Genomic DNA, 25,008 nt, shown 5'->3' with positions numbered 1-25,008 from the left:
CCGGAGGGCCGGAGGGGGTCGCCGTCAGGCGATCAAAGGAAGAACTCCACCGCCACCAGCACCACCCCGGCGATCCAGGCCGTCTCCACGACCATCAGCGCCACGGGCCTCCAGCCGGCGGTCATCACGTCCTTGAACGAGGTCTTCATGCCCAGGCCCGCGATCGCCGTGACCAGGCACCAGCGGCTGATCTCGGCCGCGCCGTCGACCGCGATCTTCGGCAGCCAGCCCAGGCTGTTCACCACTACCAAGGCCGCGAAGGCCACCAGGAACAGCGGCAGCTGCGGCCTGGCCCCCGTCCCGCCGCCCGGCAGCATCCGCGCCGCCAGGAAGGCGATGGCGAACACCACCGGCAGCAGCATCGAGACGCGCAGCAGCTTCACATAGGTCGCCACGTCGCCGGTGTGGGGCGAGATCATGTAGCCGGCCCCGACCACCTGGGCGACGTCGTGGATCGTGCCCCCCAGGAACACCCCGGCCTTGGTCTGGTCCAGATGCAGGGCCGCCGTCAGCAGCGGATAGGTGATCATCGCGATGGTCGACAGGGTGGTGACCACCACCACGGTCAGGATGGTGTCACGCTCGCCGTCCTTGTCGCGCGGCAAGACGGACGCGATGGCCAGCGCCGCCGAGGCCCCGCAGATGCCCACCGCCCCGCCCGACAGCACGCCGAAGCCCTGCCGCAGGCCCATCCGCTTGGACAGGAACGCCCCCAGCAGGATCGTCGAGACCACCGCCACGATCACTGTCACGATCGGGGTCAGGCCCAGGCTCAGGATCTGCCCCGCCGTGATCCGGGCGCCCAGCAGGGCAACGCCGAACCGCAGTATGGCCTTGGACGAGAACTCGATGCCCGGAACGCAGCGCCCCTCCTGGTGCAGAAAGTGGAACGTCATGCCCAGCAGCAGCGAGAACAGCATCACCGGCGCGCCGTAGTGCTGGGCCAGCCAGGTCGAGGCCAGGGCGATGGTCCCGGCCACCAGCACGCCTGGATAGAGCTTGATCAGCGCCGCCTGGCCGGGGAACCGCGCCTTGGCGGCGGTCGCGGGCTCGGGGCGCGACAGGCCCTCCATGCCTTCCAGCGATTGGAACAGCGCCCGCGCGGCGGCCGCGTCGGTGTCGAGATCGGAATTCATCGCCAGGCCCTTTGACGAGTCGCCATGCCGACGACGCCTTTCGTCTGGGCTCTGATGGCCGGGATGGCAAGATCACCCTCCAGCCCTTCTCCCCTTGCGGGAGAAGGTGTCGCCGAAAGGCGACGGATGAGGGGTCTCTCAAACGGCTGTCGCCTCGCCCAGCCTATCCGCCGTACGCGCTTTGAGTTTGGAGAGACCCCTCACCCGACCTCCCTCCGGGAGGCCACCCTCTCCCGCAAGGGGAGAGGGATCAGTTGCGCTTCACCGCCACCAGCGCCGAGATATAGGCCTCCATCAACCGCACCAGTTCGTCCTCCAGGGCCTGCGGATCCAGCGCCAGGCCCGGCTCGGCCGCCGCCGCGCGCAGCAGGCCGACGGCGGCGTGGGTCAGGACGAAGGCCGACTCCGGGGTCAGGTCGATCTGCAGCCGGGCCTTGCCGGCGATCGAGGCGAGGAAGGCCTGGTGATGCTGCTCCAGCACCGCGTCGCCGCGATGGAACATGGCCCCCAGCAGAGCCTGGCGCGTGGCCGGCGAGCCCTCGAAGCCGTTCATCAGCGCCCGCACGATCGGCCGCACGCTGCCCAGGTCCGGCCGTTCGATCAGGGTCTGCGCGATCGCGTCGCGCACCGCGCTGGTCCGCCGCTGGGCCAGGGCCGCCAGGATATCCTGCTTGTCGGCGAAGTACTGGTAGACCGTGCCGACGCTGACCCCCGCCCGTTCGGCCACGTGATTGGTGGTCAAACGCTCGGGTCCGCCGCTCTCCAGAAGCTGAAAGGCCGCGTCGAGAATGGCGTCCACCGTGGCCTGGGCGCGCCCCTGGCTGGGTGATCGGCGTTGCTTTTCAGGCACTTGCAGAGCCTCCTCACACGCGCGCCCCGCCTTCGGACAAGGCGAGTAGGAACATGAGCAATGCTTACATACGCTTGAGCCCGAGAACAGGTCCGCCGGTATCGACGGATCGGAAGGAGCCCCGATGATCCGTCCCATCGAAGACGTCCGCGCCCGCGTCGCCTCGCAGAAGACCCGCCTGCCGGGCTTCTACGGCCAGATCGATTTCGACCGCACGCCCGAGCGCTTCACCGAGGATCCGAGCTTCGCCGTCGCCCGCGACCGCAACCCGCTGGGCGTCAGCGTCACCCAGGACGACCTCGACCGCGTCCGCGCCTACACCATGCTGGGCGACATCGTCGCCGACGCCTACGCCGCCCTGATCCCGCAGTACGGCTTTCGCCGGCTGATCGACATGCTGACCACCGCCTGCGACCAGGGGATCGAGGCCGTGCCGGACGCGCCCCCCGAACTGGCCGCCTTCGTCGCCGAGATGGCCGCGACGCCCGACTGGATAGACATGGACCTGGTGCGCGAGGGCCAGCGGCTGGAGCGCACCGCCGCCGCGTTCCTCGCCCCCTTCGCCATCCGCGGGGCGTTCGTGGCCACCTTTCTCAACAAGTACTCGGCCCTGCCCATGGCCCTGACCGGAACCCTGGGCGCCGAGACCGCCGCCAAGCGGGTCAACGAGACGGCCGCCTTCTTCGCCACCACCATCCTGCCCGGCGCGCTGGAGCCGCACGGCGAGGGCTTCAAGGCCGCCGCCATGGTGCGGCTGATGCACTCGATGGTGCGCTTCAACGCCCTGCGCTCGGGCCGCTGGAACTCGGAGGTCTACGGCGTGCCGATCCCGCAGGTCGACCAGATGCCGGCCGGCCTGATCCCGGTGTTCCTGATGTCGTTCCAGATGCTGCGCAAGGGCCGCCGCCAGTTCACGCCGGCCGAGCGGGCCAAGGTGGAACTGAGCCGCTACCGCTGCTTCCTGCTGGGCCTGCCGGAAGACCTGCTGGCCGACACGCCCGAGGGCGTGGTGCGGATGATGACCGCCCGCGACAGCACCCTGCGCCAGGGCTTCGACGACGAGACCTGCGGCGCGCTGATCCGCGCCACCCTGGGCGCCTATCTGCCGCCCGACGAAAGCCCGGCCAACCGCCTGCACGACCGCATCGAGCGCCGCTTCGCCAAGGCCTTCTTCCTGCGCCACTTCCTGCGCGGCGACCGCAAGCGCGCGGCGAGCATGGGGATCGAGGTGGGTCCGGCCGACGAGGTCGTTTTCATCATCGTGGCCCTGCTGGTCACCCTGCAGATGAAGGCCTTCGAGCTGGCGGATCATGTGCCGGGGGTGAGGGAATTGGCCGACGCCGCGCTGGTCCGCCGGATGCGCAGCCTGCTCAAGCGCTACGGCCACGCCGAGTTCACCACCGATGCGGCGAACTACCGGCCGACCAATGCGCGGGCGGCGGCGGCCTGACCGCTGCGCGGCTCCCTCAGTCGCTCCGCGACAGCTCCCCCAAAGGGGGAGCATCTGCTCGGACTAGATCCTCCCCCTCTGGGGGAGGTGGCCCGAAGGGCCGGAGGGGGCTCGCCGTCAGGCGAGCTAATCCGCGTCGTCGAAGTCGCCTTCGCCCGCCGTCTCCTCATCGCCCGTCAGCGCGGTGTCCAGGCTGTCGATGATCTCGTCCATCTGCTCGGAGGTGATCGAGACGTAGATGGCGTCGCCGCCGACGGCCGAGACCAGCAGGCGGTAGCCGTCTTCGGTTTCCTGCAGGGAGAAGGTTTCCAGGGGCTGCAGCTTGGCCATCGAGGCGTCTTTCGTCGGGAGAGATCGGGAGCCCGCCGATGTAGGCCCGCACCCGCCTCAGTTCAACGGACGTCTTTCAAGGTTCCCCGCCGCAGCAGGGCGATGTGGCAGGCGATCAGCACCTCGCGCTCGACCCACGGGAAGTCGGCGCGGGCGATCAGCAGCGAAACGAGGCCGTGCAGGCCCGCCCACAGGGTCTGGGTCATGCTCTGGATGTCGTCGTCATGGGTCAGGCCCGCGTCGCGCATCTCGCCCACGATCTCAGCGAAACGCTGGAAGGCGCCGATGCCCGCCATCATCGGCCGGTCGCCGACCCGCTCCTTGTAGGAGCCGTCCAGGCCCTTCTCGACCATGAAGGCCACGCGATAGGCGTCGGGCTCCTCCAGGCCGAAATCGACATAGACCCGCAACGCCCGCTCGAAGCATTCGGCCGTGGGCTTGAAGCTGGCCCGCGCCTCCTCCATCCGCGACACCAGGGTGGCGAAGGCCCGCACGCACAGTTCGGCGGTGATGTCGTCCTTGGTGGCGAAATAGGCGTAGAGGGCCGGCTGCGAGACGCCGGTGGCCTCGGCGATCTGGCGGGTCGAGACCGCGTGCAGGCCCTTCTCGCTGAACAGCCGCAGGGCCGCGTCCAGGATCTCCTCGCGTCGTTCGGCGCCCTGTCCCTTGGGTTTGCGGGGGGAACGGATCTTCGGCGCGGTCATCGTCCCTCCTTTCCGCAGCGGGGCCGGCTTGACAACCCACAATAATCGATCAGTGATTACTTATCACCGATCGATGATAGGGGCGAGGGCATGGACGGGGCGCGTGCTGGATATGGAGGCGTCGTCCTGCTCACGGCGCTGGCGACGGCCTCGGCCCTCGCTTTGGCGGCCTGCGGCGGCAAGGCGGCCGCCCCCGAAGCCGCCCCGCCCCCGGCGGTCGAGGCCGTCAGCGTCGGCGCGCCCGGCGCGGCCTCCGACCTCACCGCGTCGGGAACCCTGGAACGCCGCCGCGAGATGGCCCTGTCGTTCCGCATCCCCGGCGTCCTGACTCGCGTGGCCGTCGAGGCCGGCGACAGCATCGCCGCCGGCCAGACCCTCGCCAGCATCGATCCGGCCGGGGTCGACGCCCGCCAGACCCAGGCCGGCGCCGACCTGGAACGCGCCCGCCGCGACGCCGATCGGGCCCGCAAGCTCTACGCCTCCGGCTTCGTCGCCAAGGCCCGGCTGGACGACGCCGAAAGCGCGCTGAAGGCGGCCCAGGCGGCCAACGCCGGCGCGGCCTTCGACCGGCGCTGGGCGCGGCTGGCCTCGCCGGTCTCGGGCGTCGTCCTGGCCCGCACCGCCCAGGCCGGCGAGGTGGTGGCGGCCGGCCAGACGGTGCTGACCGTCGCCGATCTCTCCAGCCCGCTCGTCCTGCGCCTGCCCCTCCCCGCCCGCGACGCCGCGCGGGTCAGGGTCGGCTCCAGCGCCGCCATCACCGCCGACGCCCTGCCCGGCCAAACCCTGACCGGCGTCGTCACCCGCCTGGGCCAGGCCGCCGACGCCCGCACCGGCGCGGTCACGGTCGAGATCGAAGTCCAGGCCCGCCCCGAACTGAAAAGCGGCCAGATCGCCTCGGCCCGCCTCAGCGCGCCGGCCGCCGACGCCTCGGCCCGCGCCGAATTCGCCCGCATCCCGGCCGAGGCCCTGCTGGAGGCCTCGGGCGACAAGGCCGCCGTGCTGCGCCTCGACGGAACCACCGCCCGCCGCACGCCGGTGCGCTTCGGCGGCTTCGACGGCGACGACGCCCTGGTCGCCGGCCTGCCCGCCGGCAGCCGGGTGATCACGGCCGGCGCCGGCTTCGTCTCCGACGGCGAAAAGGTCAGCGTCGTCGATCCGCGCGCCCTGGCGGCCCCGACCCGCAAGGGCGCCGCCCCCCAGAGCGCTGCACGATGAACCTCAACCTCGCCGCCTTCGCCGTACGGCGCTGGCAGTTCACCATCGTGGCCTTCGGCCTGCTGGTGATGCTGGGCGTCAACGCCCTGATGACCGTGCCCCGGTCCGAGGATCCGCACTTCCCGATCCCCATCGTGCTGATCCGCGCGGTGCTCCCCGGCGCCGAACCGGCCGAAATGGAGCAGCTGGTCGCCGACCCGATCGAGACGGCGGTCTATGGCCTGGACAGCATCGACAAGGTCGAGAGCACCAGCCTCGACGGCGCGGCCGTGGTCCGCGTCTTCTTCACCTGGGACGTCGACCCCGAGCGCAAGTTCGATCAGGTCGTGCGAGAGGTGAACGCCATCCGGGGCAGCCTGCCCGCCGGCCTGCAACGGCTGGACATCGAGCGGGTGCGCACCACCGAGGTGGCCATCGTCCAGGTGGCCCTGGTCAGCGACAGCCTGCCGATGCGTCGCCTGGAGAAGGTCGCCGACCGGCTGTCCGAACGGCTCGACCGCGTCTCCGGCGTGCGCCAGACCCGCTACTACGGCGCCCCGGCCTCGGAGGTGCGGGTGTCGCTGGACCTGGCCCGCCTGGCCGCCCTGAAGCTTCCAGCGTCGAGCGTCGCCGACGCCCTGAAGTCGGCGGGGATCGAGGCCCCGATCGGCGCGGTCCAGGCCGGCGGGCGGCGCTTCAACGTCAAGTCCGGCGGGGCCTTCCGCTCGCTGGACACCGTCAAGAACACGCCCGTCCGCTCGCTCGGCGGCCAGGTCGTGCGGGTGCGCGACGTCGCCGACGTCGCCTGGGCCCAGGAGGAGCCGACGCACCTGACCCGCTTCGACGGCAAGCGCGCCGTCTTCGTCGCCGTCACCCAGAAGGACGGCCAGGACGTCGGCCGGATCACCAAGTCGGTCGAGAAGGTGCTGGACGACTACGAGAAGGTGCTGCCGGCCGGGGTGAAGCTGGAGCGCGGCTTCGTCCAGGCCCACAATGTCGACCACCGCCTGAAGAACCTGTTCCGCGACTTCGCCGTCGCCCTCGTTTTGGTGCTGATCACCCTGCTGCCGCTGGGGCCGCGCGCGGGCCTGGTGGTGATGGTGTCAATCCCGCTGTCACTGCTGATCGGCCTGTCGCTGATCCAGGCCTTCGGCTTCACCCTCAACCAGCTGACCATCGCCGGCTTCGTGCTGGCGCTGGGCCTGCTGGTCGACGACAGTATCGTCATCACCGAGAACATCGCCCGCCGGATCCGCGAGGGCGAGGAGCGCACCTCTGCGGCGATCAACGGCTCGGGCCAGATCGCCCTGGCGGTGATCGGCTGCACCGCCACCCTGATGCTGGCCTTCCTGCCGCTGATGGCCCTGCCGGCCGGCTCGGGCGCCTATATCCGTTCCCTGCCGGTGACGGTGCTGTGCACGGTGGGCGCGTCGCTCTTCGTGTCGCTGACCATCATCCCGTTCCTGGCCAGCCGGGTGCTCGACAAGCATTCCGACCCCGAGGGCAACCGTCTGCTGCAAGCCGTCAACGGCGTGATCCACACCGTCTATCGGCCCGTGCTGCACCGCGCCCTCGCCCGGCCCTGGCTGGCTCTGGCCATCATGCTGGCCCTCTGCGCCACCGCCGTGCCGATGCTGAAGGCGGCCGGCTCCAGCCTGTTTCCGGCCGCCGAGACGCCGCAGTTCGTGGTGCGGGTGTTCACCCCCGACGGCTCGTCCCTGGCCCGCACCGACGCGGCGCTGCGCTATGTTGACCAGCGCCTCGCGCGCGAGCCCGACATCGTCTGGCGCGCCGCCAACCTGGGGCGCGGCAATCCGCAGGTATTCTACAACCAGTCCCAGCGCGAGAGCGCGGTGACCTATGGCGAGATGTTCGCCAGCCTGAAGGCCTGGGAGCCGGGCAAGAGCGAGGAACTGCTCGACCGCCTGCGCGCCGACTTCGCCCGCTATCCCGGCGCGCGGATCAGCGTCGAGGTGTTCGAGAACGGCCCGCCGATCGAGGCCCCGGTCGCCGTGCGGGTCACCGGCCGCGATCTGGGCGTGCTGAAGGCCCTGGCCGCCCGCGCCGAAGCGATCCTCAAGAGCACGCCCGGCACGCGCGACGTCGGCAACCCGGTGCGCCTGGACCGCACCGATCTCGACCTCGGCGTCGACGAGGCCAAGGCCGCCGCCCTGGGCGTGCCGGCCGGCGCCGCCCGCCGCGTGGCGCGCCTGGCGCTGTCCGGCGAGGAGACCGCCCGCTTCCGCGACGCCGACGGCGACGACTACGCCGTCAAGGTGCGCCTGCCGATGGAGGCCGTCGACGGCGCCGACCGCAACGCCTTGTCGGCCCTGTCGAGCGTCTACGTGCCCACCGCCGACGGCGAGGCGGCGCCGCTGTCGGCGATCGCCGCGCCGAACCTGAAGTCCAGCCCCGCCCGCATCGACCGCTTCGACCGCGAGCGCACGGTGACGGTCACCGCCTTCGTCCGCACCGGCTACCTGACCGACAACGTCACCAAGGACGTGCTGGCACGCCTGCAGAAGGCGCTGCCCATGCCGCCGGGCTACGCCCTGAGCCTGGGCGGCCAGGCCGAGGCGCAGTCGGAAAGCTTCGCCGGCTTGGGCGCTGCGGTCATGGTGGCGGTGTTCGGGATCCTGGCGGTGCTGGTTCTGGAGTTCCGCAAGTTCAAGACCGCCCTGGTCGTGGCCGGCATCATCCCGTTCGGGGTGTTCGGCGCAGCGGCGGCCCTGTGGCTGACCGGCAATTCCCTGTCGTTCACCGCCACCATCGGCCTGATCGCCCTCATCGGCATCGAGATCAAGAACTCGATCCTGCTGGTCGACTTCACCGAACAGCTGCGCCGCGACGGCATGAGCCTGCACGACGCCATCGAGAAGGCCGGCGAGGTGCGTTTCCTGCCCGTGCTGCTGACCTCGGCCACGGCGATCGGCGGGCTCATGCCCCTGGCGCTCGAACGCTCGGGCCTCTATTCGCCCCTGGCCATCGCCATCATCGGCGGGCTGGTGACCTCGACCGTGCTGTCGCGGGTGGCGACGCCGGTGATGTACTGGCTGACGGCGCGGGGGGAGGAGCACTGATCCTTCTCCCCTTGCGGGAGAAGGTGGCGGCCGAAGGCCGACGGATGAGGGGTCGAAAGGCCTGTCCGCGGATTTCTGAGAGACCCCTCACCCGACCCGCTTCGCGGGCCACCCTCTCCCGCAAGGGGAGAGGGATGATTTAAGGCTTGCTACCGGTGTCATGTTTCGTGCTAGCCGTTGCGGCAAGCTCGCCAGAAGCGCCGGAGGAAGACCAAGATGGATCGTCGCAGCCTGCTGCTGACCGCCGGAGCGGCGGCCGCCGCCAGCGCCCTTCCGGCTCACGCCAAGCCCACCGCCCCGGCCCGCTCGCCGATCGTGACCACCGCCGCAGGCAAGGTGCGGGGCGCGACCACCGCCGACGGCGTCCACGTGTTCAAGGGCCTGCGCTACGGCGCCGACACCGGCGGGGCCAACCGCTTTTCCCCGCCCCGCAAGCCCCAGCCCTGGACCGGCGTCGCCGACGCCCTGGCCTATGGCGCGGCCTCGATGCAGACAGGCAAGGGCGAGGACGGCGAGACCCTCTCCGAGGACTGCCTGTTCCTCAACGTCTGGACCCCCGCCAAGGCTGGCAAGGCGGGCCTCGCCGACGGCGGCAAGCGGCCGGTGATGTTCTACATCCACGGCGGCGCCTACAACGGCGGCTCGGGGGGCAGTCCCTGGTACGAGGGCGCCAAGCTGGCCAGGCGTGGCGACGTCGTGGTGGTTACCGTCAACCACCGCCTCAACGCCTTCGGCTATCTCTATCTGGCCCGCCTGTTCGACGATCCCAGCGTCGCCGACAGCGGCAATGTCGGCCAGCTCGACCTTGTTCTGGCCCTGCAATGGGTGCGGGACAACATCGCGCAGTTCGGCGGCGATCCGAACCGGGTCATGCTGTTCGGCCAATCGGGCGGCGGGGCCAAGATCGCCACCCTGTTGGCCATGCCCGCCGCCAAGGGCCTGTTCCATCGCGCCGTCACCATGAGCGGCCAGCAGGTCACCGCCGGCGGCCCGTTCAATGCGACCAAGCGCGCCAAGCTGTTCCTGGAGAAGCTGGGGATCAGCGACCTGGCGACCCTGCGCGCCCTGCCCGCCGACCAGCTGCTGAACGGCCTGAAGGCCGTGGATCCGGTCGCAGGCTCCGGCGGCGTCTACATGGGTCCCGTTCTCGACGAGCGGTCGCTGACCCGCCACCCGTTCTTCCCTGACGCCTCGCCGCTGGGTCTGGACGTGCCGCTGATCTGCGGCAACACCCACGACGAGACGCGCGGCTTCGCCGGCTGGGACCGCAAGGTGTTCGACATGACCTGGGAGCAGGTGGTCGAGAAGCTGCCCGGCCAGTTCAACGCCCGCATCGACATCGACCCGGCCACGGTGGTGGCGGCCTATCGCAAGATGTACCCGGCCTATTCGCCGTCGGACGTCTATTTCGCCGCCTCGACCGCCGGCCGTTCGTGGAAGGCGGCGATCCTGCAGGCCGAGGCCCGCGCGGTCACCGCTGCGCCGGCGTGGGTCTATCAGGTCGACTGGAAGTCGCCCAAGGACGGCGGCGTCTGGGGCGCGCCCCACACCATCGACATCGGCCTGGTCTTCGGCACGCTGGACGCCAAGGACTCGATCGTCGGAACCGGCCCGCGCAGCGAGGCGATGTCCAACACCCTGATGGACGCCTTCGTCGCCTTCGCCCGCACCGGCGATCCCAACTGCGCGGCCATTCCCAAGTGGGAGCCCTACACCCTGCCCCGCCGCCAGACCCTGGTGTTCGACGAGACGACGCGCATGCAGGACGACCCGCGCGGCGGCGAGCGCGAGCTGTTCAACAAGGTCCCGTTCACGCAGTTCGGGACCTAAAGTCCCTCTCCCCTTGCGGGAGAGGGTGGCCTCCCGGAGGGAGGTCGGGTGAGGGGTCTCTCAAACCTCAAAGCTTCGTGCAGCGGTTAGGCCGGGCGAGGTGTCTCATGTTTGAGAGACCCCTCATCCGTCGGCTTCGCCGACACCTTCTCCCACAAGGGGAGAAGGATCAGGCCGCGACCTCGCCCTCTTCGTCGCCGTCCTCGTCGTCGAACTCGTCCTCGTCGGGACCCAGGGACTCATCCCGCAGGAGCTCGATCTGGTCGGCGACGTCGGCGATGGTCTCGTCGTCGACGCCGGCCGCTTCCAGGCCGGCGGCCAGGTGCCCGATGACGAGGTCGAGCTCGTCGTCCTCGAGGCTGTTGGCGCCCAGCCAGACGAAGGCCAGGTCCTGGTCGCCGCGCGCTTCGGCGGCGTCGGGATCCAGGGCGGCGGCCACGAAGGCGCGGGCGCCGGGGGCGATCTCGCCGCCGAACAGGTCCTTCAGGCGCTCGTCGGCCTGGGCGCGGGCGAAGAAGTCGGAGATCACCGACTGGGCGGCGGCCTCGCCGCCGATGCGTTCATAGGCCGTCATGCCGTCCTCGCGGGAATTGGGGAACGGCGAAAACGTTAACACGGGCCGCGAAGGCCGTGCGTGAACCCTGGGCGATGGTTTCGTGACAACCTGGCCGTGAGCGGCCGAAACGAAAAACGCCCCGCCTTTCGGCGGGGCGTCTGTCTCTTACTTCGCGCCGTTTATTTCGCCTTGTCCATCAGGCCGGCGAAGCGCTCGAAGATGTAGAGGCTGTCGGTCGGGCCGGGCGAGGCTTCCGGGTGGTGCTGGACGCTGAACACCGGCTTGTCCTTCAGGGCGATGCCGGCGTTGGTGCCGTCGAACAGCGAGACGTGGGTCTCCTGCACCGGCTCGGGCAGGCTTTCGCTGTCCACGGTGAAGCCGTGGTTCATCGACACGATCTCGACCTTGCCCGTGGTCAGGTCCTTGACCGGGTGGTTGGCGCCGTGGTGGCCCTGTTCCATCTTCACGGTCTTGGCGCCCAGGGCCAGGGCCAGCATCTGGTGGCCAAGGCAGATGCCGAACACCGGCTTGCCGCTCTGCACCAGCTTCTGGATTTCCGGCACGGCGTATTCACCGGTCGCGGCCGGGTCGCCCGGACCGTTGGACAGCAGCACGCCGTCGGGGTTGCGGGCCAGGATGTCCTCGGCCGAGGTGCTGGCCGGCACCACCGTGGCGCGGGCGCCGACATGGGCCAGGGCGCGCAGGATGTTGCGCTTCACGCCGTAGTCGATGACGACCACTTCGTACTTGGGCTTGTCGAGCTTGGCGTAACCCGCCGGCCACGACCACAGCCCCTCGTCCCAGGTGAAGGTCTGGGTGGTGGAGGCGTCCTTGGCCAGGTCCAGGCCGACCACGCCCGACCAGTCGCGGGCCTTGGCCTTCAGGGCCTCCAGGTCGAACTTGCCTTCGGGCGAGTGGGCGATCACGCCGTGCGGCATGCCGGTCTCGCGGATCTTGCGGGTCAGGGCGCGGGTGTCGACGCCGGCCAGACCGACGACGCCGCGGCGCTGCATCCAGCCGTCGAAGTCGCTGTTGGCGCGCCAGTTGGCCGGATCGGTCGGGACGTCGCGGAAGATCGCGCCGCGGGCGGCCGTCTCGGCCACGCCGGTGACCTGCTCGACGTCTTCGGCGTTCGTGCCGACATTGCCGACGTGCGGGAAGGTGAAGGCCACGATCTGGGCCATGTAGGACGGGTCGGTCAGGATTTCCTGATAGCCGGTCATGGCGGTGTTGAAGCACACCTCGCCGACCGCATCGCCGACCGCGCCGCAGCCGACGCCTTGCAGGACGGTGCCGTCAGCCAGGACCAGAACGCCAGTAACGCCGGGGAGAAGGTCTTGGGACATCTCGAAAAGCGCCTCCAGAACGCATGGTCATTTTCGCAAAAAGGCGGGCCGGGGAGAACCCCGCCCGCCTGCGCAAACGGCGGCGTGTTTAGGGACCTTGGGAGGGGGGGTCAACCCCTTGGATCACGCGTTTCCCCGCCGCCCGCCACATTACCGTGATCGACGAAGACGCCCCCTCGCGCGCGCGGCCCTCAAGCCCTTATGGTGCGGGGCTTCAACGCATAAGAACACGGGAGGACGGCCCATGCTCGAACTGCGCCCCAATTGCGAATGCTGCGACCGCGACCTGCCGCCCCAGAGCGACCAGGCCCGTATCTGCACCTTCGAGTGCACCTTCTGCGCCGATTGCGCCGACGCCCGATTCCAGGGCGTCTGCCCCAATTGCGAGGGCGACCTGGTCGCCCGGCCAATTCGGCCCGACGGCAAGCTGCACCGCTTTCCCGCCTCGCTGCGGCGGATCAACAAGGCCCACTCGGCCTGTCCGCAGCCGCCCCCTCGCCCCGCTCCCGGACCGGCTCCGGACGGCCGGGGTGTGGCGCTTTAAGCGCACACTGGATCAATCGGTCGCACGTCTGGATCGTTCGGCGGTTCACGGTCGTTAACTCGTCAGGCCCCACAAGCTTGGGCGTAAACGAGGAGACCAGAGCCATGACCGTCGCCGTCCACGATCGCACCGTCGCCGCCCCGCGCGCGTCGAAGATCGCCTGGTCGCGCCTCCCCGGTCAGAGCCTGGCGGGTCAGGCCCTCGGCCTGGTGCTGAGCGCCGGCATCGTCGCCAGCGGCGCCCTATTCGTAATCCTCAGCTTCTGAACTTAAACGGGTCCGACCGATTGCCTTCGGGCTCTGGTCGTGCACCGTGCGGGCGCCTCTCAGTTGCGAAGGAGCCCGCGCGATGTGCGACGACGACATCCACCAAGGCCTTGTCCATAACCCCCGCGTCTCGCGCCGCACGTTCGGCCTGATGACCGCCGCCGTCGTGGGGGCCGCCGCAGGCTCGGCCCAGGCCAACATCGCCCTGACCGCCTCGGAGGACGTGACCATCAAGACGCCCGACGGCGAGGCCGATGCGGCGCTGTTCTATCCCGCCCGCAAGGGGTCCTGGCCGGCCGTGCTGATCTGGCCCGACGTCATGAGCTTGCGGCCGGTGTTCCGCGACATGGGCTTGCGCCTGGCCTCCGAGGGCTATGTGGTCTTGGTCCCCAACCTCTATTACCGGGCCAAGAAGGCGCCGGTGGTCGAGGGGGCGTTCAACTTCGCCAACCCGGACGACCGCGCCAAGCTGACCCCGCTGCGGGCCAGCGTCACGCCCGAGGGCACGGACCGCGACGCCCTGGCCTATGTGGCCTTCCTCGACGCCCATAAGGCCACCGACAAGGGTAAGAAGATCGGGGTGCAGGGCTACTGCATGGGCGGCCCGCTGGCCTTCCGCACGGCGGCCGCCGCGCCGGGCCGCATCGCCGCCGTCGCCAGCTTCCACGGCGGGGGCCTGGTCACCGACCAGCCGGCCAGCCCGCACCTGCTGATCCCCAAGACCCACGCCGAATATCTGATCGAGATCGCCGACAACGACGACCAGAAGGAGCCGGAGACCAAGGACAAGCTGAAGGCCGCCTTCGCCGCCGCCAAGCGCCCGGCCAAGGTCGAGGTCTTCGCCGGCGCCGCCCACGGTTGGACGGTCAAGGGCAGCCAGGTCTACAACGAGACCGCCGCCGAAACGGCCTGGGCCAACCTGCTGGACCTCTACAAGCGAACCCTGGGGTGATGTCGATCCTGGGGTGATGTATCAGGGGGCATGAGCCTCATCACCACGGTCGGCGTCGACGCCGACGACACCCTCTGGCACTGCGAGACGCTGTTTCGCCTCTCCCATCAGCGGTTCGTCGAACTGCTGGCGGAATTCGGCGACGAGGAGCGGATCAACGCCCAGCTGGCCGTGACCGAGAAGAAGAACCTCCGGGTCTACGGCTACGGGGCCAAGGGCTTCACCCTGTCGATGATCGAGACCGCGCTGGACCTGACGGACGGCGCGGTCTCCACCCGGGTGATCCGCGAGATTCTGGCCGTCGGCCGCGAGATGCTGACCGAGCCGGTCGAGCCCCTGCCCGGCGTCGAGAAGGCCCTGGCCGAGCTTTCCAAGCGCTACCGCCTGATCCTGATCACCAAGGGCGACTTGCTGCATCAGGAGCAGAAGCTGGCCGCCTCGGGCCTGGGCGACCTATTCGCCGCCGTCGAGATCGTCTCGGAGAAGGACGCCGGCACCTATCGCCGGGTGTTCGAGCGCTATGGCACGGGCGCGCATCAGGCCCTGATGGCCGGCAACTCGATGCGGTCCGACATCCTGCCGGCGCTCGAGGCCGGGGCCTGGGGGGCGCTGATCCCCTACCCGCTGGTCTGGGCGCACGAGGCGGCCGAAGCGCCGGTCGGGCATGAACGCTACGTCGAGCTGGCTTCGATAGCCGAACTGCCGGCCTTCGTGGATCACGTGTCCAGATCGTGACCTTCTCCCACCGTCCAACCCTTCTCCCATAGGGAGAAGGAGGGGCCCGCGCCGCAGGCGTGGGAGGATGAGGGGTTTCGGCGGTCGAGGGTGTAACCCCTCACCCTCCCACCGCTTCGCGGCGGGCCCCTCCCTCTCCCTATGGGAGAGGTTTCCTCTTCTTCCCCCACCCCGCGATCGCATCCCGCGCCGGCTTCTCGAAATACATCAGCGACGCATAGCTCACCGGGATCAGCGCCAGCCCCCAGGCCAGGCACCACAGGCGCATGACGTCGCCGGTCAGGTGCAGCATGCCAAGGCCCACCCAGTTCAGGGCGATCTTCAGCACGATCGGGTGGAGCATGTAGATCGAGTAGGAAAGCTGCCCCCACGGCGCCAACCAGCGCACGACGGGGCCGGCCTTCACCGGCGCGTTGTCGGCCGCCACGCCCAGCAGGCCGACGGCGTAGCAGACGAACAGCAGGATCCCGCGGTCGAGCTGTACGGCCGCGCCGGCCACGAAGGCGACGCAAGATCCGAAGAACCACCAGCGGGCGCCCGGCAGCCGGCCGAGCGGTCCACGGATTCCATAGGCGATCATGCCGATCATGAAGCCCGGCGCGGCGCGGGCGATCCCGAAGTCGGCGGTCCACATGTGGAAGGGCTGGCTGGCGGCGGGCACGAACAGAGGAACCGCGAACAGCGCCGCCAGGATCGCAGCGGTAACGAGCGTCAGCCAGGCCGTTCCTCGCCCGGCCAGCCACAGCAGGACCGGCAGGATCAGGTACATCGCCCACTCGGCGCTGATCGACCAGCTGACGAAGTTGAAGGTCTGGGCCCGGCAGATGCCGAAGGCCTGCAGGTTCAGCAGGTTGGGCACGACGCAGGCCGGGTCGTAGCGGCTGGGGTCGCGATCGTTGACCAGGCCCAACACCCCGGCGACGGCGATGACGACGAACACGCCCAGGGTCAGCCAGTGCAGCGGCATCAGCCGCGCCACCCGCTTCTGCAGGAACCAGCGGAAGTCCGAGACCGTGCGGATGCGGCCGGTATAGACGGCGCTGATCACATAGCCCGAGATGACGAAGAACAGGTCGACGAGCAGGCTGAAGCTCTTGACCGTGTCGTCCACCGCCTGCCAGCGGCCGTCGATATTGATGAACCGATTGAAGTGGAAGACGACGATCAGCACCGCCCCGATCGCCCGCAGGGCGTCCAGGTGCAGCATGTCGTCGGAATCGGTCTTGAGCGGCGGAAACGGTTTCACGCCGCAGTGGTGAGCGCCCCCGTAACGACGGTCAAGTTCGGACGGTCAAGCTCGGCCGGCAGGGAGCTTGCGACGGATCACGCCCACCACGCTGTAGGCATAGGCCGCCGACACCCCGCAGAAGTCGGCGATCAGGTCGCCGAACGACATGTCGCGGCCCACGAAGTGCTGCACCACCTCGATCAGCGCGCCGAAAGCCACCAGCACCGCCCCGATCCGCCAGAGCCGGCTCTTGGGCATGGCCAGGCACCCCAGCACGGCCAGGACGTAGAAGACGATGAAGTGCTTGGCCTTGTCCCACGGGATCAGTCCGACGCTGTCGTCGCCGGGCGTGACCGCCTTCCAGAAGGCGTAGGCGGCGGCCGCCGCGAACACGGCGAAGGCCAGCCAGTTGATCTTGCGCTTGAAGCTGCGGGACATCAGGGCTCCTGGAGAGACGCGAGCCCTGCCCTAGCCGCTCACCTGGGGCTTGAAAATGGCGGCGGGCGGCCTTCACGGCTTTCATTCGAAAGCTGCACGGAAACTGCTTATCCCGACGGGTCTTCCCAACCCGCGTCGATCAGGATCGCCAGCCGCTCGGCTTCGGAGAAATCCGACGCCATCCGTCCCAGGACCGGCATGCACCGGTGGATCGCGACCACGGCGAGCGCGCTGCTGACCACATCGGGATCATCGGCCGTGCGCAGGGTGTCGAGCGCGGACGAGAACAGCGTCGTCCAGGCCTGCGCATAACCAGACGCCAGCCAGTCGGAAAGCGGCGGATTGCGATCATGGCCGCGCGACTGCTCGATGGTCGCCGCCAGGGCGTAGGCGTTCCAGCCGCCCGCCTTGCCGGCCGCCGCCAGCCGGGCCAGGTGCGGCACGGCGGCGTAGGAGGCCAGGTCGACATCGCCCTGGTGGTGAAGCTCTTCCCAGAGCTCGGACCAGGCAGCTTCTACATTCAGGCCGTCCTCGATCGCCCGAAGCGCCTTTCGAGGATCGCAGGGCAGCCGATAGCCGCCAAGCAGGCCTCCCCATCGCTCGTCCGAGAAATCCATGCTCGCCCCCACGAAAAAGCCCCCGGCCTGGGCCGGGGGCTGATCGAACCCTAGAAGGTCTCCGCGAACTTTAGAAGGTCAGCGCGCGGGCTTCCTTCACGTGCGGCAGGGCCTGGATCTTGGCCAGCAGCTCTTCGCTCGGGGCCTGGTCGACGCCCACGAGGGCGATGGCGTCCTCGTCGGCCGAGACGCGGCCCAGGTTGAAGGTGGCGATGTTGACGCCCGCTTCGCCCAGCAGCATGCCCAGCGCGCCGATGAAGCCCGGCTTGTCCAGGTTGTTGATGTAGAGCATGGCCGGCGAGAAGCCCGCGTCCAGCTCCATGCCCTTGACCTCGACGACGCGCGGGGCGCCGGCGATCACCGTGCCGGCGAAGACGCGCTTGCCCTTCTCGGTGGTGATGGTCACGCGCAGCAGCGAGTCGTAGGTCGGGCTCTTTTCCTGGCGGCTCTCGGAGACGGTGATGCCGCGCTCCTTGGCCACGGCCGGAGCCGAGACCATGTTGATCTCGGCCAGCATCGGCTTCAGCACGCCGGCGAGAGCCGCCGAGGTCAGCGGCTTGACGTTCAGGGCGGCGACTTCACCTTCGAAGGCGATGTCGATGGCCTTGATGCCGAAGTCGACCATCTGGCCGGCCAGGGCGCCGATCTTCTCGGCCAGGGCCACGAACGGCTTCAGCTTCGGGGCTTCCTCGGCGCTGACCGACGGGCTGTTCAGCGCATTGGTCACGGCGCCGGTCAGCAGGTAGTCGCTGACCTGCTCGGCGACCTGCAGGGCCACGTTCTCCTGGGCTTCCGAGGTCGAGGCGCCCAGGTGCGGGGTGGCCACCACCTTGTCCGAACCGAACAGCGGGTTTTCCTTGGCCGGCTCGGTGACGAACACGTCGAAGGCCGCGCCGCCCACGTGGCCGTCGTCCAGCAGCGTGCGCAGGGCGGCTTCGTCGACCAGGCCGCCGCGGGCGCAGTTGACGATCAGCACGCCCTTCTTGGTCTTGGCCAGGTTCTCGGCCGACAGGATGTTGCGGGTCTTGTCGGTCAGCGGGGTGTGCAGGGTGATGACGTCGGCGCGGGCCAGCAGGTCTTCCAGCTCGACCTTCTCGACGCCCATTTCAATCGCGCGCTCGGGCGACAGGAAGGGGTCGTAGGCGACGACCTTCATCTTCAGGCCCAGGGCGCGGTCGGCGACGATGCCGCCGATGTTGCCGGCGCCGATCAGGCCCAGGGTCTTGGCGTACAGCTCCACGCCCATGAAGCGGTTCTTCTCCCACTTGCCGGCCTGGGTGCTGGCGTCGGCGGCCGGCAGCTGGCGGGCCAGGGCGAACATCATGGCGATGGCGTGCTCGGCCGTGGTGATCGAGTTGCCGAACGGGGTGTTCATCACCACCACGCCCTTGGCGGTGGCGGCCGGGATGTCGACGTTGTCGACGCCGATGCCGGCGCGGGCGATGACCTGCAGCTTGTTGGCGGCGGCGATGACGTCCTTGTCGAGCTTGGCGCCCGAGCGGATGGCGATGCCGTCATAGTCGCCGATGACGGCGATCAGTTCATCCTTCGAGAGACCGACCTTGATGTCGAAGTCGACGCCGCGGTTCTTGAAGATGTCGACGGCGGCGGGGCTGAGCTTGTCGGCGATGAGGACGCGAGGAGCCATGTTGCGTGTTCCTTGATCGGTGGCGGCCGGTCAGGCCGCGATGTCTGTCTTGAAAGCCGCGCTCAGCGAAGCCAGCGCAGCATGTGCGGGAAGGGAGGGACGCCGCGTTCGGCCGCCAGGCGGGGCTCGACGCAGAGGCCGTAGTACTGGAGCAGCGGCACGCCGATGGCGCCGCCCGACGCGAAGGTCTCGGCCAGCCAGGCCGCCTCGCCCTTGTAGCCTTCCGGATGGAAGACCACGGCGGGATCCAGACCCAGATGGGTCAGGGCCGCCCAGGACCAGGCCAGCGTGGCCATTTCCTCGCCGTCGGTGGGCTCGAGCCGTTCGGCCTGGCGGCTTTCGGGCTCGGTGACGGCGATGTGGCCGGCCTCGTGCAGGATGTCGCCGGGATGGGCCAGGCGCCGCTCGTCGATCACCAACCCGCCGAACCGGATGTCCAGCCCCGGCAGGAAGGTGTCGTCGGGCAGCTCGCCCGCCCTCACGTCGATGCCGAGGCCGATGACGAAATCGGCCAGGCGCTGCGTGAGGGGGTCGGCGAACACCAGCGTCAGGCCGCTTGCAGGACCGCCGCCTTGGTTTCCGAGAAGGCCCAGTCGAGCCACGGGGTCAGGGCTTCCAGGTCCGAGGCCTCGACCGTGGCGCCGCACCAGATGCGCAGGCCGGCCGGAGCGTCGCGGTAGCCGCCGATGTCGAGGGCCGCGCCCTCCTTCTCGAGCAGGCTGGCCAGCTTCTTGGCGAAGTCGGCCTGGGCGTCGGCCGGCAGGGCGGCGATCTCGGCGTCGACCACCTTCAGGCACACCGAGGTGTTGGAGCGGATTTCCGGCGAAGCGGCCAGGAAGTCGACCCAGGCGGTCTTCTCGACCCAGTCGGCCAGGACCTTGAGGTTCTGGTCGGCGCGGCCCTGCATGGCCTGCAGGCCACCGATCGAGGCGCCCCATTGCAGCGCGTCCAGGGCGTCTTCCACGCAAAGCATCGACGGGGTGTTGATCGTCGCGCCCTCGAACAGGTCGAGCGTGACCTTCCCGTTCTTGGTCATGCGGAACAGCTTCGGCATCGGCCAGGCCGGGACGTAGCTTTCCAGGCGGGCCACGGCGCGCGGCGACAGGATCAGGATCCCGTGCGCGCCCTCGCCGCCCAGCGCCTTCTGCCAGGAGAAGGTCACGACATCGAGCTTGGTCCAGTCCAGGTCCTGGGCGAAGGCGGCGCTGGTGGCGTCGCAGATGGTGATGCCTTCACGGTCGTCCGAGATGAAGTCGGCGTTGGGCACGCGCACGCCCGAGGTCGTGCCGTTCCAGGTGAAGACAAGATCCTTGGCCGGATCGACCTTGGCGGTGTCGGGCAGCTCGCCGTACGGGGCGCTCAGCACCTCGACGTCGGGCAGCTTCAGTTGCTTGGTGACGTCCGTGACCCAGTCCTTGCCGAAGGACTCGAAGGCCAGGAGTTGCACGGGGCGGGCGCCCAGCATCGACCACATCGCCATTTCGACGGCGCCGGTGTCCGAACCGGGGACGATGCCGATCAGGAAGTCGGCGGGCACTTCGAGCACGTCGCGCGTCTGGTCGATGGCGGCCTTCAGGCGCGCCTTGCCCAGCTTGGAGCGGTGCGAGCGGCCCAGGACCGCGTTCCTCAGATTTTCGGGGGACCAGCCGGGGCGCTTGGCGCAGGGGCCGGAAGAGAACTCGGGGCGAGCCGGACGGATTGCCGGCTTGGCGAGGGTAGTCATGGCGATGTCTCCCATCCTTACAGATGGACTGCGCCCCGTTGGGGGGGCGTGGCCCGCCGGCGAAAAACCCCGTTTTCGGTCGGAAGGCAAGAGCCATTTTCTGGAATTTTATTCCGCTGGGCGCGACCGATCGTCCGCGCTCGGCAATTATTTTGCGGAACGGGCCTTGCGACGCCAGGCCAGGATCGTGCCCAGCAGGATGCAGGCCAGCACCCCGATCGTGTTGATGTTGTTGACCATCTTGTAGAGGTTGTCGTGCGCCTTCTCGGCCACGAGGTAGTAGGCGTGCAGGCTGAACTGCACCGCCTGCAGCAGCATCGCCACGCCCAGCCAGGCGCTGACGAAACGCATGGCCAGGAGCAGGAACACCACCGCCAGGGCCGCATCGTCGATCAGCAGAATCACCGGCTGGATCGCCGGCGGCAGCAGCAGGTGGATGGCTGAAACGCCGACGCTGCCGATCACCACCGCCAGGGCGGCCAGCCGTTCGGCCTTACCGCCCTTCGCCCACGCGAGCGCCGCCAGCGCGATGATCGCGCCCCATATGACGACGGCGATGAGGTTTCCAAACATGCGCAAGGCCCCTAACGCAAATTAGGGGCCTTGCTAAGTTAAAGTCTTGCAACTTCGCCGTCAGGCGACGCCGCGCAGGTCCGTCGACTTCTGACCGGTGGTCGTGACGTTGTCTTCCTTGACTTCCACACCCGCGAGCTTGGTGCGGATACCCACGCGGAGTTTCACTTCGCTGAGCTCGTTGTGCATGCCGACCATGGCGCTGCGGGCTTCTCCCAGCGCAGCCAGGGCCTCGACCAGCTTCGCGCTGGCCTTGTCGCCGACGACGGCCGACAGACCAAGGTCCTTACGGGCCTTCAGCATGTCCGACATCAGTTCGGCGGCGTTCACCATCGCCGCATCGACGGCGTTTTCGGTCGCAAACAACTTGTTGGCGACACGTTGAGCAACAAACACTTTTTCCACGTACCCGACTCCTCCAGAGAACCGAGTCAAAAGGTAAACGAATCATTAATGTCGCCGCAATCGAAAATGCGCCCTAGCGTTGTTTTGTCGCGACTGCACCTGGGGCTGGAAGCGAAGCGTTAGGAACCTGCCGGCAAAATGCACGTGCTTGACCTGCCGGAAGGCCCATGGACGACACGAGGCACATCTCCGAAACTTCGGCTCACGCGCCTTTACAGGCGCGGATCGCCGGCGTTGCGCTGGGCACGACGATCGCCGCCCTGACCGCCGCATGCCTGTGCTTCATGCTCCAGCAGTGGAGCGTCGCCCGCCAGGAAGCCCGCGAGAACCATCGCGTCCTGGCCGAGATGGTCGCCGCCGGCGCCGCCTCCTCCCTCGCCGACCATAACGCCGCCGGGGCCAGCCGCGCCCTCGATGCGGTCATCAAGGCCCCGCACGTGGCCGGCGCCCGCCTCACCGACACCTCCGGCCAGATCGTGGCCCGCATCGGCGTCGAGAACGAAGACAACGTCGAGACCCTCACCCGTCCTGTGACCCTGTCGGGCCGCAAGGTCGGCGAACTGTCGCTGGTGGCGCGCCAGCCGAGCCTGGTCGAGATCCTGGCCCGCGACCTGGCCCTGACCGGCGCCCTGTTCTTCGGCGCCGCGGGCCTGGCCATCCTTCTGGCCAACAGCCTGGCCCGGCGGATGACCAAGCCGATGCAGCGGCTGTCTGACGCCATGCACGACATGGCCCAGGGGGGCCGCTACAGCCCCGTCCAGCAGGCCAGCGACGACGACGTCTTCCACAGCCTGACCGACAGCTTCAACCACCTGGTGGCCCGCCTCGAGGCCAATGACCACGACCTGCGCTCGGCCATGGGCGAACTGGTCAAGGCGCGCGACGACGCCAACGCCGCCAACGTGCTGAAGTCGCACTTCCTGGCCAATATGAGCCACGAGATCCGCACCCCCCTGAACGGGGTGCTGGCCATGACCGAAGTGATGGCCATGGACGACCTGTCGTCCAAGCAGCGCGAGCGCCTGTCGGTCATCCGCGAGTCGGGCGGCCTGCTGCTGGCAGTGCTCAACGACGTGCTCGACCTGTCGAAGATCGAGGCCGGCCGCCTGGAGCTGGTCGAGCGCGACTTCGACCTTTCCGCCCTCGCCTCCTCGCTGCGCGAGACCTTCGTCGACCAGGCCCGCGACAAGGGGCTGGACTTCGGCGTCATGGTCGCCCCCGAGGCCCTGGGCGGCTGGCACGGCGACGTGGATCGCCTGCGCCAGATCCTCAACAACCTGGTGTCCAACGCCCTGAAGTTCACGCTGGAAGGCGCGGTCTCGGTCCGCTTCGCCTCGGCCGAGGACGGCTCGGGCCTGCGCATCGACGTCACCGACACCGGCATCGGCATCGCCACCGACATCCTGCCGCGCCTGTTCGACAAGTTCGTCCAGGCCGACAGCTCGACCACCCGCCGCTTCGGCGGTTCGGGCCTGGGCCTGTCGATCTGCCGCGAACTGGCCGCCGTCATGGGCGGGGGCATTCACGTCCAGAGCCGCGAGGGCCAGGGCTCGACCTTCACCGTCGTCGTGGCCATGCCGCGCGGCGAGGGCGAGATCGCCCAGGCCGCTCCGGTCGACGAGCCGTCCGACGCCGCCGCCGGCCGCCGCCTGCGCGTGCTGGCCGCCGACGACAACCTGACCAACCAGAAGGTCATCGCCGCCGTCCTCGCCCCGCTGGGCGCCGAGGTGGCGCTGGTCGCCGACGGCGCGGCCTGCGTCGAGGCCTGGCGCGCCGGCGGTCACGACGTGATCCTGATGGACATCCACATGCCGGTGATGGACGGCGTCGAAGCCGCCCGCACCATCCGTTCGCTGGAAGCCGCCGAGGGCCGCGCCCGCACCCCGATCGTGGCGGTCACCGCCAACGCCCTGGTCCACCAGGTCGAGGGCTATCTGGCCGCCGGCATGGACGGCCACGTGGCCAAGCCGATCGAGGTCACCAAGCTCTACGCCGCCATCGAGGACGCCGTGGCCGCCGCGGCCCGCATGGCGGCCGCCGCCTGACCTCTCCCTCGTCCTGAGCTTGTCCAGGGACGCCTTCAGGTAGATGAACCCAACATAACGACGGGCTCAGAACCGCTTCAGGCGGGACGTGGTTTCTTCTCCTCAACGCCGCCGACAAGGACGGCGGATCAGATTGAGAAGGAACCGAACCGATGAAGAAGATCATTCTCCCGATCGTTGCGGTCTCGGCCCTGGCGGCCGCCACCCTCCCCGCCGCGGCCATGGCCCAGCCCATCAACCAGCGCCAGGCGCAGCTTGAGCAGCGGATCGACCGCGGCGTGCGCAACGGCGACCTGAACCGCCAGGAAGCCCGCCGCCTGAACGGCGAACTGCGCGAAGTGGCCCGCCTCGAATACCGCTACCGCGCCGGCGGCCTGAACGGCTGGGAACGCGCCGACCTCGACCGTCGCCTGGACCGCATCAGCGCCCAGATCCGCTACGAGCGTCATGACCGCGACTACGGCCAAGGCTACGGCCGCGGCGACCGCAACGACCATCGCGGTCGCTGGTAACCCCGACTAGAAGGTCGACTCCACCCGGAGCCGGCTTTCCACCACCGTAAGGCCGCGGCCGCGCAGGATCACGCGCGCGCCGCGGCTTTCGCATGACAGGTCCCCGCCCCGGCCCGGATAGGCCTGGTGGAACTCCAGCGCCGTCTTGCCCAGCTTGTCGCCATAGAGCGGCATCAGGATGCAGTGGGCCGAACCCGTGGTCGGATCCTCGGGAATGCCCGCCGCCGGCGCGAAGAAGCGGCTGACCACCGCATAGGGCCGGCCCGCATCGGCCAGGGCGACGGCGATGACCTGGCCCTTGCCGTCGGTCGCCTCGCTTTCGAGACGATTGAGGGCGGCGAAATCCGGCTCCAGCCGCCGCACGGCCGCCTCGTCCTCCAGCACCGCCACCAGATAGGCGCCGGCCCAGGCCTCGACCACCGGCGCGCCCAGAGCCTCGGCCAGACCCCCCGGGATTTCGACCCGGCGCGGCGGATTGGCCGGGAAATCCATCTCCAGCCGCTCGCCGTCGCGCCGCACGCGCAGTTCGCCCGACAGGGTGTCGAAGGCCAGCACCTCGACGTCCGCGCCCAGTTCGGCGAACAGGGCGTAGGCCGACGCCAGCGTGGCGTGGCCGCACAGCGGCGCCTCCCGGGCCGGGGTGAACCAGCGCAGGCCGTAGCGGGCCGGGTCAGCGGTCTTCAGCAGGAAGGCCGTCTCGGCCTGGTTGTTCTCGGCCGCAAGGGCCTGCATCCAGGCGTCGCTCGGCCAGCGGTCGAACGGCTCGACCACGCAGGCCGGGTTGCCCTTGAAGGGGGCGGACGCGAAGGCGTCGATGGTCCATTGGCGCATGGGGCTTCTCCCGAA

The 25,008-nt window shown here is 69.3% G+C and carries 25 protein-coding genes and 1 pseudogene; 11 read left to right on the top strand and 15 right to left on the bottom strand.

What is annotated here, in order from left to right:
* Positions 1 to 32: 32 nt before the first annotated feature.
* Both AC07NG_RS04530 and AC07NG_RS04525 read right to left on the bottom strand, forming a co-directional pair.
* Complete coding sequence (locus AC07NG_RS04530) at positions 33 to 1,136, bottom strand: YeiH family protein (protein ID WP_494592468.1); 1,104 nt, start codon at positions 1,134 to 1,136, stop codon at positions 33 to 35.
* A gap of 250 nt (positions 1,137 to 1,386) precedes the next feature.
* Entirely contained in the window at positions 1,387 to 1,986 is a 600-nt protein-coding gene (locus AC07NG_RS04525; RefSeq protein ID WP_494592466.1) for a TetR/AcrR family transcriptional regulator, read from the bottom strand.
* A gap of 124 nt (positions 1,987 to 2,110) precedes the next feature.
* Between AC07NG_RS04525 and AC07NG_RS04520 the strand changes: the two genes are divergently transcribed.
* The gene (locus AC07NG_RS04520) at positions 2,111 to 3,436 is read left to right on the top strand and encodes an oxygenase MpaB family protein (protein WP_494592464.1); all 1,326 of its coding nucleotides are present in this window, start codon (positions 2,111 to 2,113) and stop codon (positions 3,434 to 3,436) included.
* A gap of 126 nt (positions 3,437 to 3,562) precedes the next feature.
* Here AC07NG_RS04520 and AC07NG_RS04515 read toward each other — a convergent pair whose 3' ends face one another.
* Positions 3,563 to 3,766: a hypothetical protein gene (locus tag AC07NG_RS04515; RefSeq protein WP_110117952.1), complete on the bottom strand. Its 204-nt coding sequence runs from the start codon at positions 3,764 to 3,766 to the stop codon at positions 3,563 to 3,565.
* A gap of 62 nt (positions 3,767 to 3,828) precedes the next feature.
* Positions 3,829 to 4,470 carry a TetR/AcrR family transcriptional regulator gene (locus AC07NG_RS04510; RefSeq protein WP_494592462.1) on the bottom strand — a complete coding sequence of 214 codons (642 nt, stop codon included), beginning with the start codon at positions 4,468 to 4,470 and terminating at the stop codon, positions 3,829 to 3,831.
* Between the two features lie 90 nt (positions 4,471 to 4,560).
* Between AC07NG_RS04510 and AC07NG_RS04505 the strand changes: the two genes are divergently transcribed.
* From AC07NG_RS04505 to AC07NG_RS04495, 3 genes are all read left to right on the top strand, one after another.
* Positions 4,561 to 5,685 (top strand): efflux RND transporter periplasmic adaptor subunit, encoded by a 1,125-nt coding sequence (locus AC07NG_RS04505; protein ID WP_494592460.1) that lies wholly within the window; start codon positions 4,561 to 4,563, stop codon positions 5,683 to 5,685.
* The gene (locus AC07NG_RS04500; RefSeq protein WP_494592458.1) at positions 5,682 to 8,744 is read left to right on the top strand and encodes an efflux RND transporter permease subunit; all 3,063 of its coding nucleotides are present in this window, start codon (positions 5,682 to 5,684) and stop codon (positions 8,742 to 8,744) included. The genes AC07NG_RS04505 and AC07NG_RS04500 overlap by 4 nt, the downstream gene beginning before the upstream one ends.
* A gap of 216 nt (positions 8,745 to 8,960) precedes the next feature.
* Positions 8,961 to 10,574, top strand: a complete 1,614-nt coding sequence (locus tag AC07NG_RS04495; RefSeq protein ID WP_494592456.1) for a carboxylesterase/lipase family protein — start codon at positions 8,961 to 8,963, stop codon at positions 10,572 to 10,574.
* A gap of 169 nt (positions 10,575 to 10,743) precedes the next feature.
* On the opposite strand, the gene AC07NG_RS04490 is transcribed toward AC07NG_RS04495, so the two are convergent.
* Together AC07NG_RS04490 and carA are read right to left on the bottom strand one after the other, a co-directional pair.
* A complete protein-coding gene (locus tag AC07NG_RS04490) occupies positions 10,744 to 11,148 on the bottom strand; it encodes a globin domain-containing protein (protein ID WP_494592454.1) in 405 nt (134 codons plus the stop codon).
* A gap of 161 nt (positions 11,149 to 11,309) precedes the next feature.
* Positions 11,310 to 12,476 carry a glutamine-hydrolyzing carbamoyl-phosphate synthase small subunit gene (gene carA / locus AC07NG_RS04485; protein ID WP_494592452.1) on the bottom strand — a complete coding sequence of 389 codons (1,167 nt, stop codon included), beginning with the start codon at positions 12,474 to 12,476 and terminating at the stop codon, positions 11,310 to 11,312.
* Positions 12,477 to 12,720: 244 nt separating this feature from the next.
* On the opposite strand from carA, the gene AC07NG_RS04480 reads away from it, so the two are divergent.
* From AC07NG_RS04480 to AC07NG_RS04460, 5 genes and pseudogenes are all read left to right on the top strand, one after another.
* Complete coding sequence (locus AC07NG_RS04480) at positions 12,721 to 13,020, top strand: DUF1272 domain-containing protein (RefSeq protein ID WP_487289138.1); 300 nt, start codon at positions 12,721 to 12,723, stop codon at positions 13,018 to 13,020.
* 104 nt (positions 13,021 to 13,124) lie between these two features.
* Entirely contained in the window at positions 13,125 to 13,286 is a 162-nt protein-coding gene (locus AC07NG_RS04475) for a hypothetical protein (protein ID WP_487289136.1), read from the top strand.
* An 82-nt stretch (positions 13,287 to 13,368) separates the two neighbouring features.
* Positions 13,369 to 14,238, top strand: a complete 870-nt coding sequence (locus AC07NG_RS04470) for a dienelactone hydrolase family protein (protein WP_494592449.1) — start codon at positions 13,369 to 13,371, stop codon at positions 14,236 to 14,238.
* 30 nt (positions 14,239 to 14,268) lie between these two features.
* The gene (locus AC07NG_RS04465) at positions 14,269 to 14,973 is read left to right on the top strand and encodes an HAD family hydrolase (protein ID WP_494592447.1); all 705 of its coding nucleotides are present in this window, start codon (positions 14,269 to 14,271) and stop codon (positions 14,971 to 14,973) included.
* A 92-nt stretch (positions 14,974 to 15,065) separates the two neighbouring features.
* Positions 15,066 to 15,134: pseudogene (locus tag AC07NG_RS04460) on the top strand (hypothetical protein); the annotation flags it as partial.
* On the opposite strand, the gene AC07NG_RS04455 reads toward AC07NG_RS04460, so the two are convergent.
* The 8 genes from AC07NG_RS04455 to AC07NG_RS04420 form a co-directional block, all read right to left on the bottom strand.
* The gene (locus AC07NG_RS04455; RefSeq protein WP_494592445.1) at positions 15,113 to 16,219 is read right to left on the bottom strand and encodes an acyltransferase family protein; all 1,107 of its coding nucleotides are present in this window, start codon (positions 16,217 to 16,219) and stop codon (positions 15,113 to 15,115) included. The pseudogene AC07NG_RS04460 and the gene AC07NG_RS04455 sit on opposite strands and share 22 nt — an antisense overlap.
* 45 nt (positions 16,220 to 16,264) lie before the next feature.
* Positions 16,265 to 16,639, bottom strand: a complete 375-nt coding sequence (locus AC07NG_RS04450; protein WP_110121608.1) for a VanZ family protein — start codon at positions 16,637 to 16,639, stop codon at positions 16,265 to 16,267.
* 107 nt (positions 16,640 to 16,746) lie between these two features.
* Positions 16,747 to 17,256, bottom strand: coding sequence for a hypothetical protein (locus tag AC07NG_RS04445; protein WP_492856471.1), 510 nt, complete (start codon positions 17,254 to 17,256; stop codon positions 16,747 to 16,749).
* Between the two features lie 70 nt (positions 17,257 to 17,326).
* Positions 17,327 to 18,904 (bottom strand): phosphoglycerate dehydrogenase, encoded by a 1,578-nt coding sequence (gene serA / locus AC07NG_RS04440; RefSeq protein WP_494592442.1) that lies wholly within the window; start codon positions 18,902 to 18,904, stop codon positions 17,327 to 17,329.
* Between the two features lie 62 nt (positions 18,905 to 18,966).
* Positions 18,967 to 19,446 carry a hypothetical protein gene (locus AC07NG_RS04435; RefSeq protein WP_487289130.1) on the bottom strand — a complete coding sequence of 160 codons (480 nt, stop codon included), beginning with the start codon at positions 19,444 to 19,446 and terminating at the stop codon, positions 18,967 to 18,969.
* Positions 19,447 to 19,451: 5 nt separating this feature from the next.
* Positions 19,452 to 20,627, bottom strand: a complete 1,176-nt coding sequence (locus AC07NG_RS04430; protein ID WP_110121611.1) for a phosphoserine transaminase — start codon at positions 20,625 to 20,627, stop codon at positions 19,452 to 19,454.
* A gap of 147 nt (positions 20,628 to 20,774) precedes the next feature.
* Entirely contained in the window at positions 20,775 to 21,200 is a 426-nt protein-coding gene (locus AC07NG_RS04425; protein ID WP_487289129.1) for a hypothetical protein, read from the bottom strand.
* 60 nt (positions 21,201 to 21,260) lie between these two features.
* Positions 21,261 to 21,605, bottom strand: a complete 345-nt coding sequence (locus AC07NG_RS04420; protein WP_110121613.1) for a hypothetical protein — start codon at positions 21,603 to 21,605, stop codon at positions 21,261 to 21,263.
* Positions 21,606 to 21,772: 167 nt separating this feature from the next.
* Between AC07NG_RS04420 and AC07NG_RS04415 the strand changes: the two genes are divergently transcribed.
* Together AC07NG_RS04415 and AC07NG_RS04410 are read left to right on the top strand one after the other, a co-directional pair.
* Positions 21,773 to 23,650 (top strand): ATP-binding protein, encoded by a 1,878-nt coding sequence (locus AC07NG_RS04415; protein ID WP_492856475.1) that lies wholly within the window; start codon positions 21,773 to 21,775, stop codon positions 23,648 to 23,650.
* Between the two features lie 152 nt (positions 23,651 to 23,802).
* A complete protein-coding gene (locus AC07NG_RS04410) occupies positions 23,803 to 24,162 on the top strand; it encodes a hypothetical protein (RefSeq protein WP_492856477.1) in 360 nt (119 codons plus the stop codon).
* Positions 24,163 to 24,168: 6 nt separating this feature from the next.
* Here the strand turns inward: AC07NG_RS04410 and AC07NG_RS04405 are convergent, their stop codons facing one another.
* On the bottom strand, positions 24,169 to 24,993 hold the full coding sequence (locus AC07NG_RS04405; RefSeq protein WP_494592438.1) for a PhzF family phenazine biosynthesis protein: 825 nt from the start codon (positions 24,991 to 24,993) through the stop codon (positions 24,169 to 24,171).
* Between the last annotated feature and the right edge of the window lie 15 nt (positions 24,994 to 25,008).

It is taken from the genome of Caulobacter sp. GW821-FHT10C03 (assembly GCF_059415485.1).
This window is presented reverse-complemented; position numbering and strand designations above follow the sequence as displayed.

What these genes read in the sequence shown, in the direction of transcription:
- carA (WP_494592452.1), bottom strand. Translation starts at nt 12,476, where the DNA reads ATGTCCCAAGACCTTCTCCCCGGCGTTACTGGCGTTCTGGTCCTGGCT.
- AC07NG_RS04450 (WP_110121608.1), bottom strand. Translation starts at nt 16,639, where the DNA reads ATGTCCCGCAGCTTCAAGCGCAAGATCAACTGGCTGGCCTTCGCCGTG.
- AC07NG_RS04515 (WP_110117952.1), bottom strand. Translation starts at nt 3,766, where the DNA reads ATGGCCAAGCTGCAGCCCCTGGAAACCTTCTCCCTGCAGGAAACCGAA.
- serA (WP_494592442.1), bottom strand. Translation starts at nt 18,904, where the DNA reads ATGGCTCCTCGCGTCCTCATCGCCGACAAGCTCAGCCCCGCCGCCGTC.
- AC07NG_RS04415 (WP_492856475.1), top strand. Translation starts at nt 21,773, where the DNA reads ATGGACGACACGAGGCACATCTCCGAAACTTCGGCTCACGCGCCTTTA.
- AC07NG_RS04425 (WP_487289129.1), bottom strand. Translation starts at nt 21,200, where the DNA reads ATGTTTGGAAACCTCATCGCCGTCGTCATATGGGGCGCGATCATCGCG.
- AC07NG_RS04475 (WP_487289136.1), top strand. Translation starts at nt 13,125, where the DNA reads ATGACCGTCGCCGTCCACGATCGCACCGTCGCCGCCCCGCGCGCGTCG.
- AC07NG_RS04430 (WP_110121611.1), bottom strand. Translation starts at nt 20,627, where the DNA reads ATGACTACCCTCGCCAAGCCGGCAATCCGTCCGGCTCGCCCCGAGTTC.
- AC07NG_RS04480 (WP_487289138.1), top strand. Translation starts at nt 12,721, where the DNA reads ATGCTCGAACTGCGCCCCAATTGCGAATGCTGCGACCGCGACCTGCCG.
- AC07NG_RS04520 (WP_494592464.1), top strand. Translation starts at nt 2,111, where the DNA reads ATGATCCGTCCCATCGAAGACGTCCGCGCCCGCGTCGCCTCGCAGAAG.
- AC07NG_RS04410 (WP_492856477.1), top strand. Translation starts at nt 23,803, where the DNA reads ATGAAGAAGATCATTCTCCCGATCGTTGCGGTCTCGGCCCTGGCGGCC.
- AC07NG_RS04445 (WP_492856471.1), bottom strand. Translation starts at nt 17,256, where the DNA reads ATGGATTTCTCGGACGAGCGATGGGGAGGCCTGCTTGGCGGCTATCGG.
- AC07NG_RS04470 (WP_494592449.1), top strand. Translation starts at nt 13,369, where the DNA reads ATGTGCGACGACGACATCCACCAAGGCCTTGTCCATAACCCCCGCGTC.
- AC07NG_RS04510 (WP_494592462.1), bottom strand. Translation starts at nt 4,470, where the DNA reads ATGACCGCGCCGAAGATCCGTTCCCCCCGCAAACCCAAGGGACAGGGC.
- AC07NG_RS04530 (WP_494592468.1), bottom strand. Translation starts at nt 1,136, where the DNA reads ATGAATTCCGATCTCGACACCGACGCGGCCGCCGCGCGGGCGCTGTTC.
- AC07NG_RS04465 (WP_494592447.1), top strand. Translation starts at nt 14,269, where the DNA reads ATGAGCCTCATCACCACGGTCGGCGTCGACGCCGACGACACCCTCTGG.
- AC07NG_RS04405 (WP_494592438.1), bottom strand. Translation starts at nt 24,993, where the DNA reads ATGCGCCAATGGACCATCGACGCCTTCGCGTCCGCCCCCTTCAAGGGC.
- AC07NG_RS04500 (WP_494592458.1), top strand. Translation starts at nt 5,682, where the DNA reads ATGAACCTCAACCTCGCCGCCTTCGCCGTACGGCGCTGGCAGTTCACC.
- AC07NG_RS04505 (WP_494592460.1), top strand. Translation starts at nt 4,561, where the DNA reads ATGGACGGGGCGCGTGCTGGATATGGAGGCGTCGTCCTGCTCACGGCG.
- AC07NG_RS04495 (WP_494592456.1), top strand. Translation starts at nt 8,961, where the DNA reads ATGGATCGTCGCAGCCTGCTGCTGACCGCCGGAGCGGCGGCCGCCGCC.
- AC07NG_RS04490 (WP_494592454.1), bottom strand. Translation starts at nt 11,148, where the DNA reads ATGACGGCCTATGAACGCATCGGCGGCGAGGCCGCCGCCCAGTCGGTG.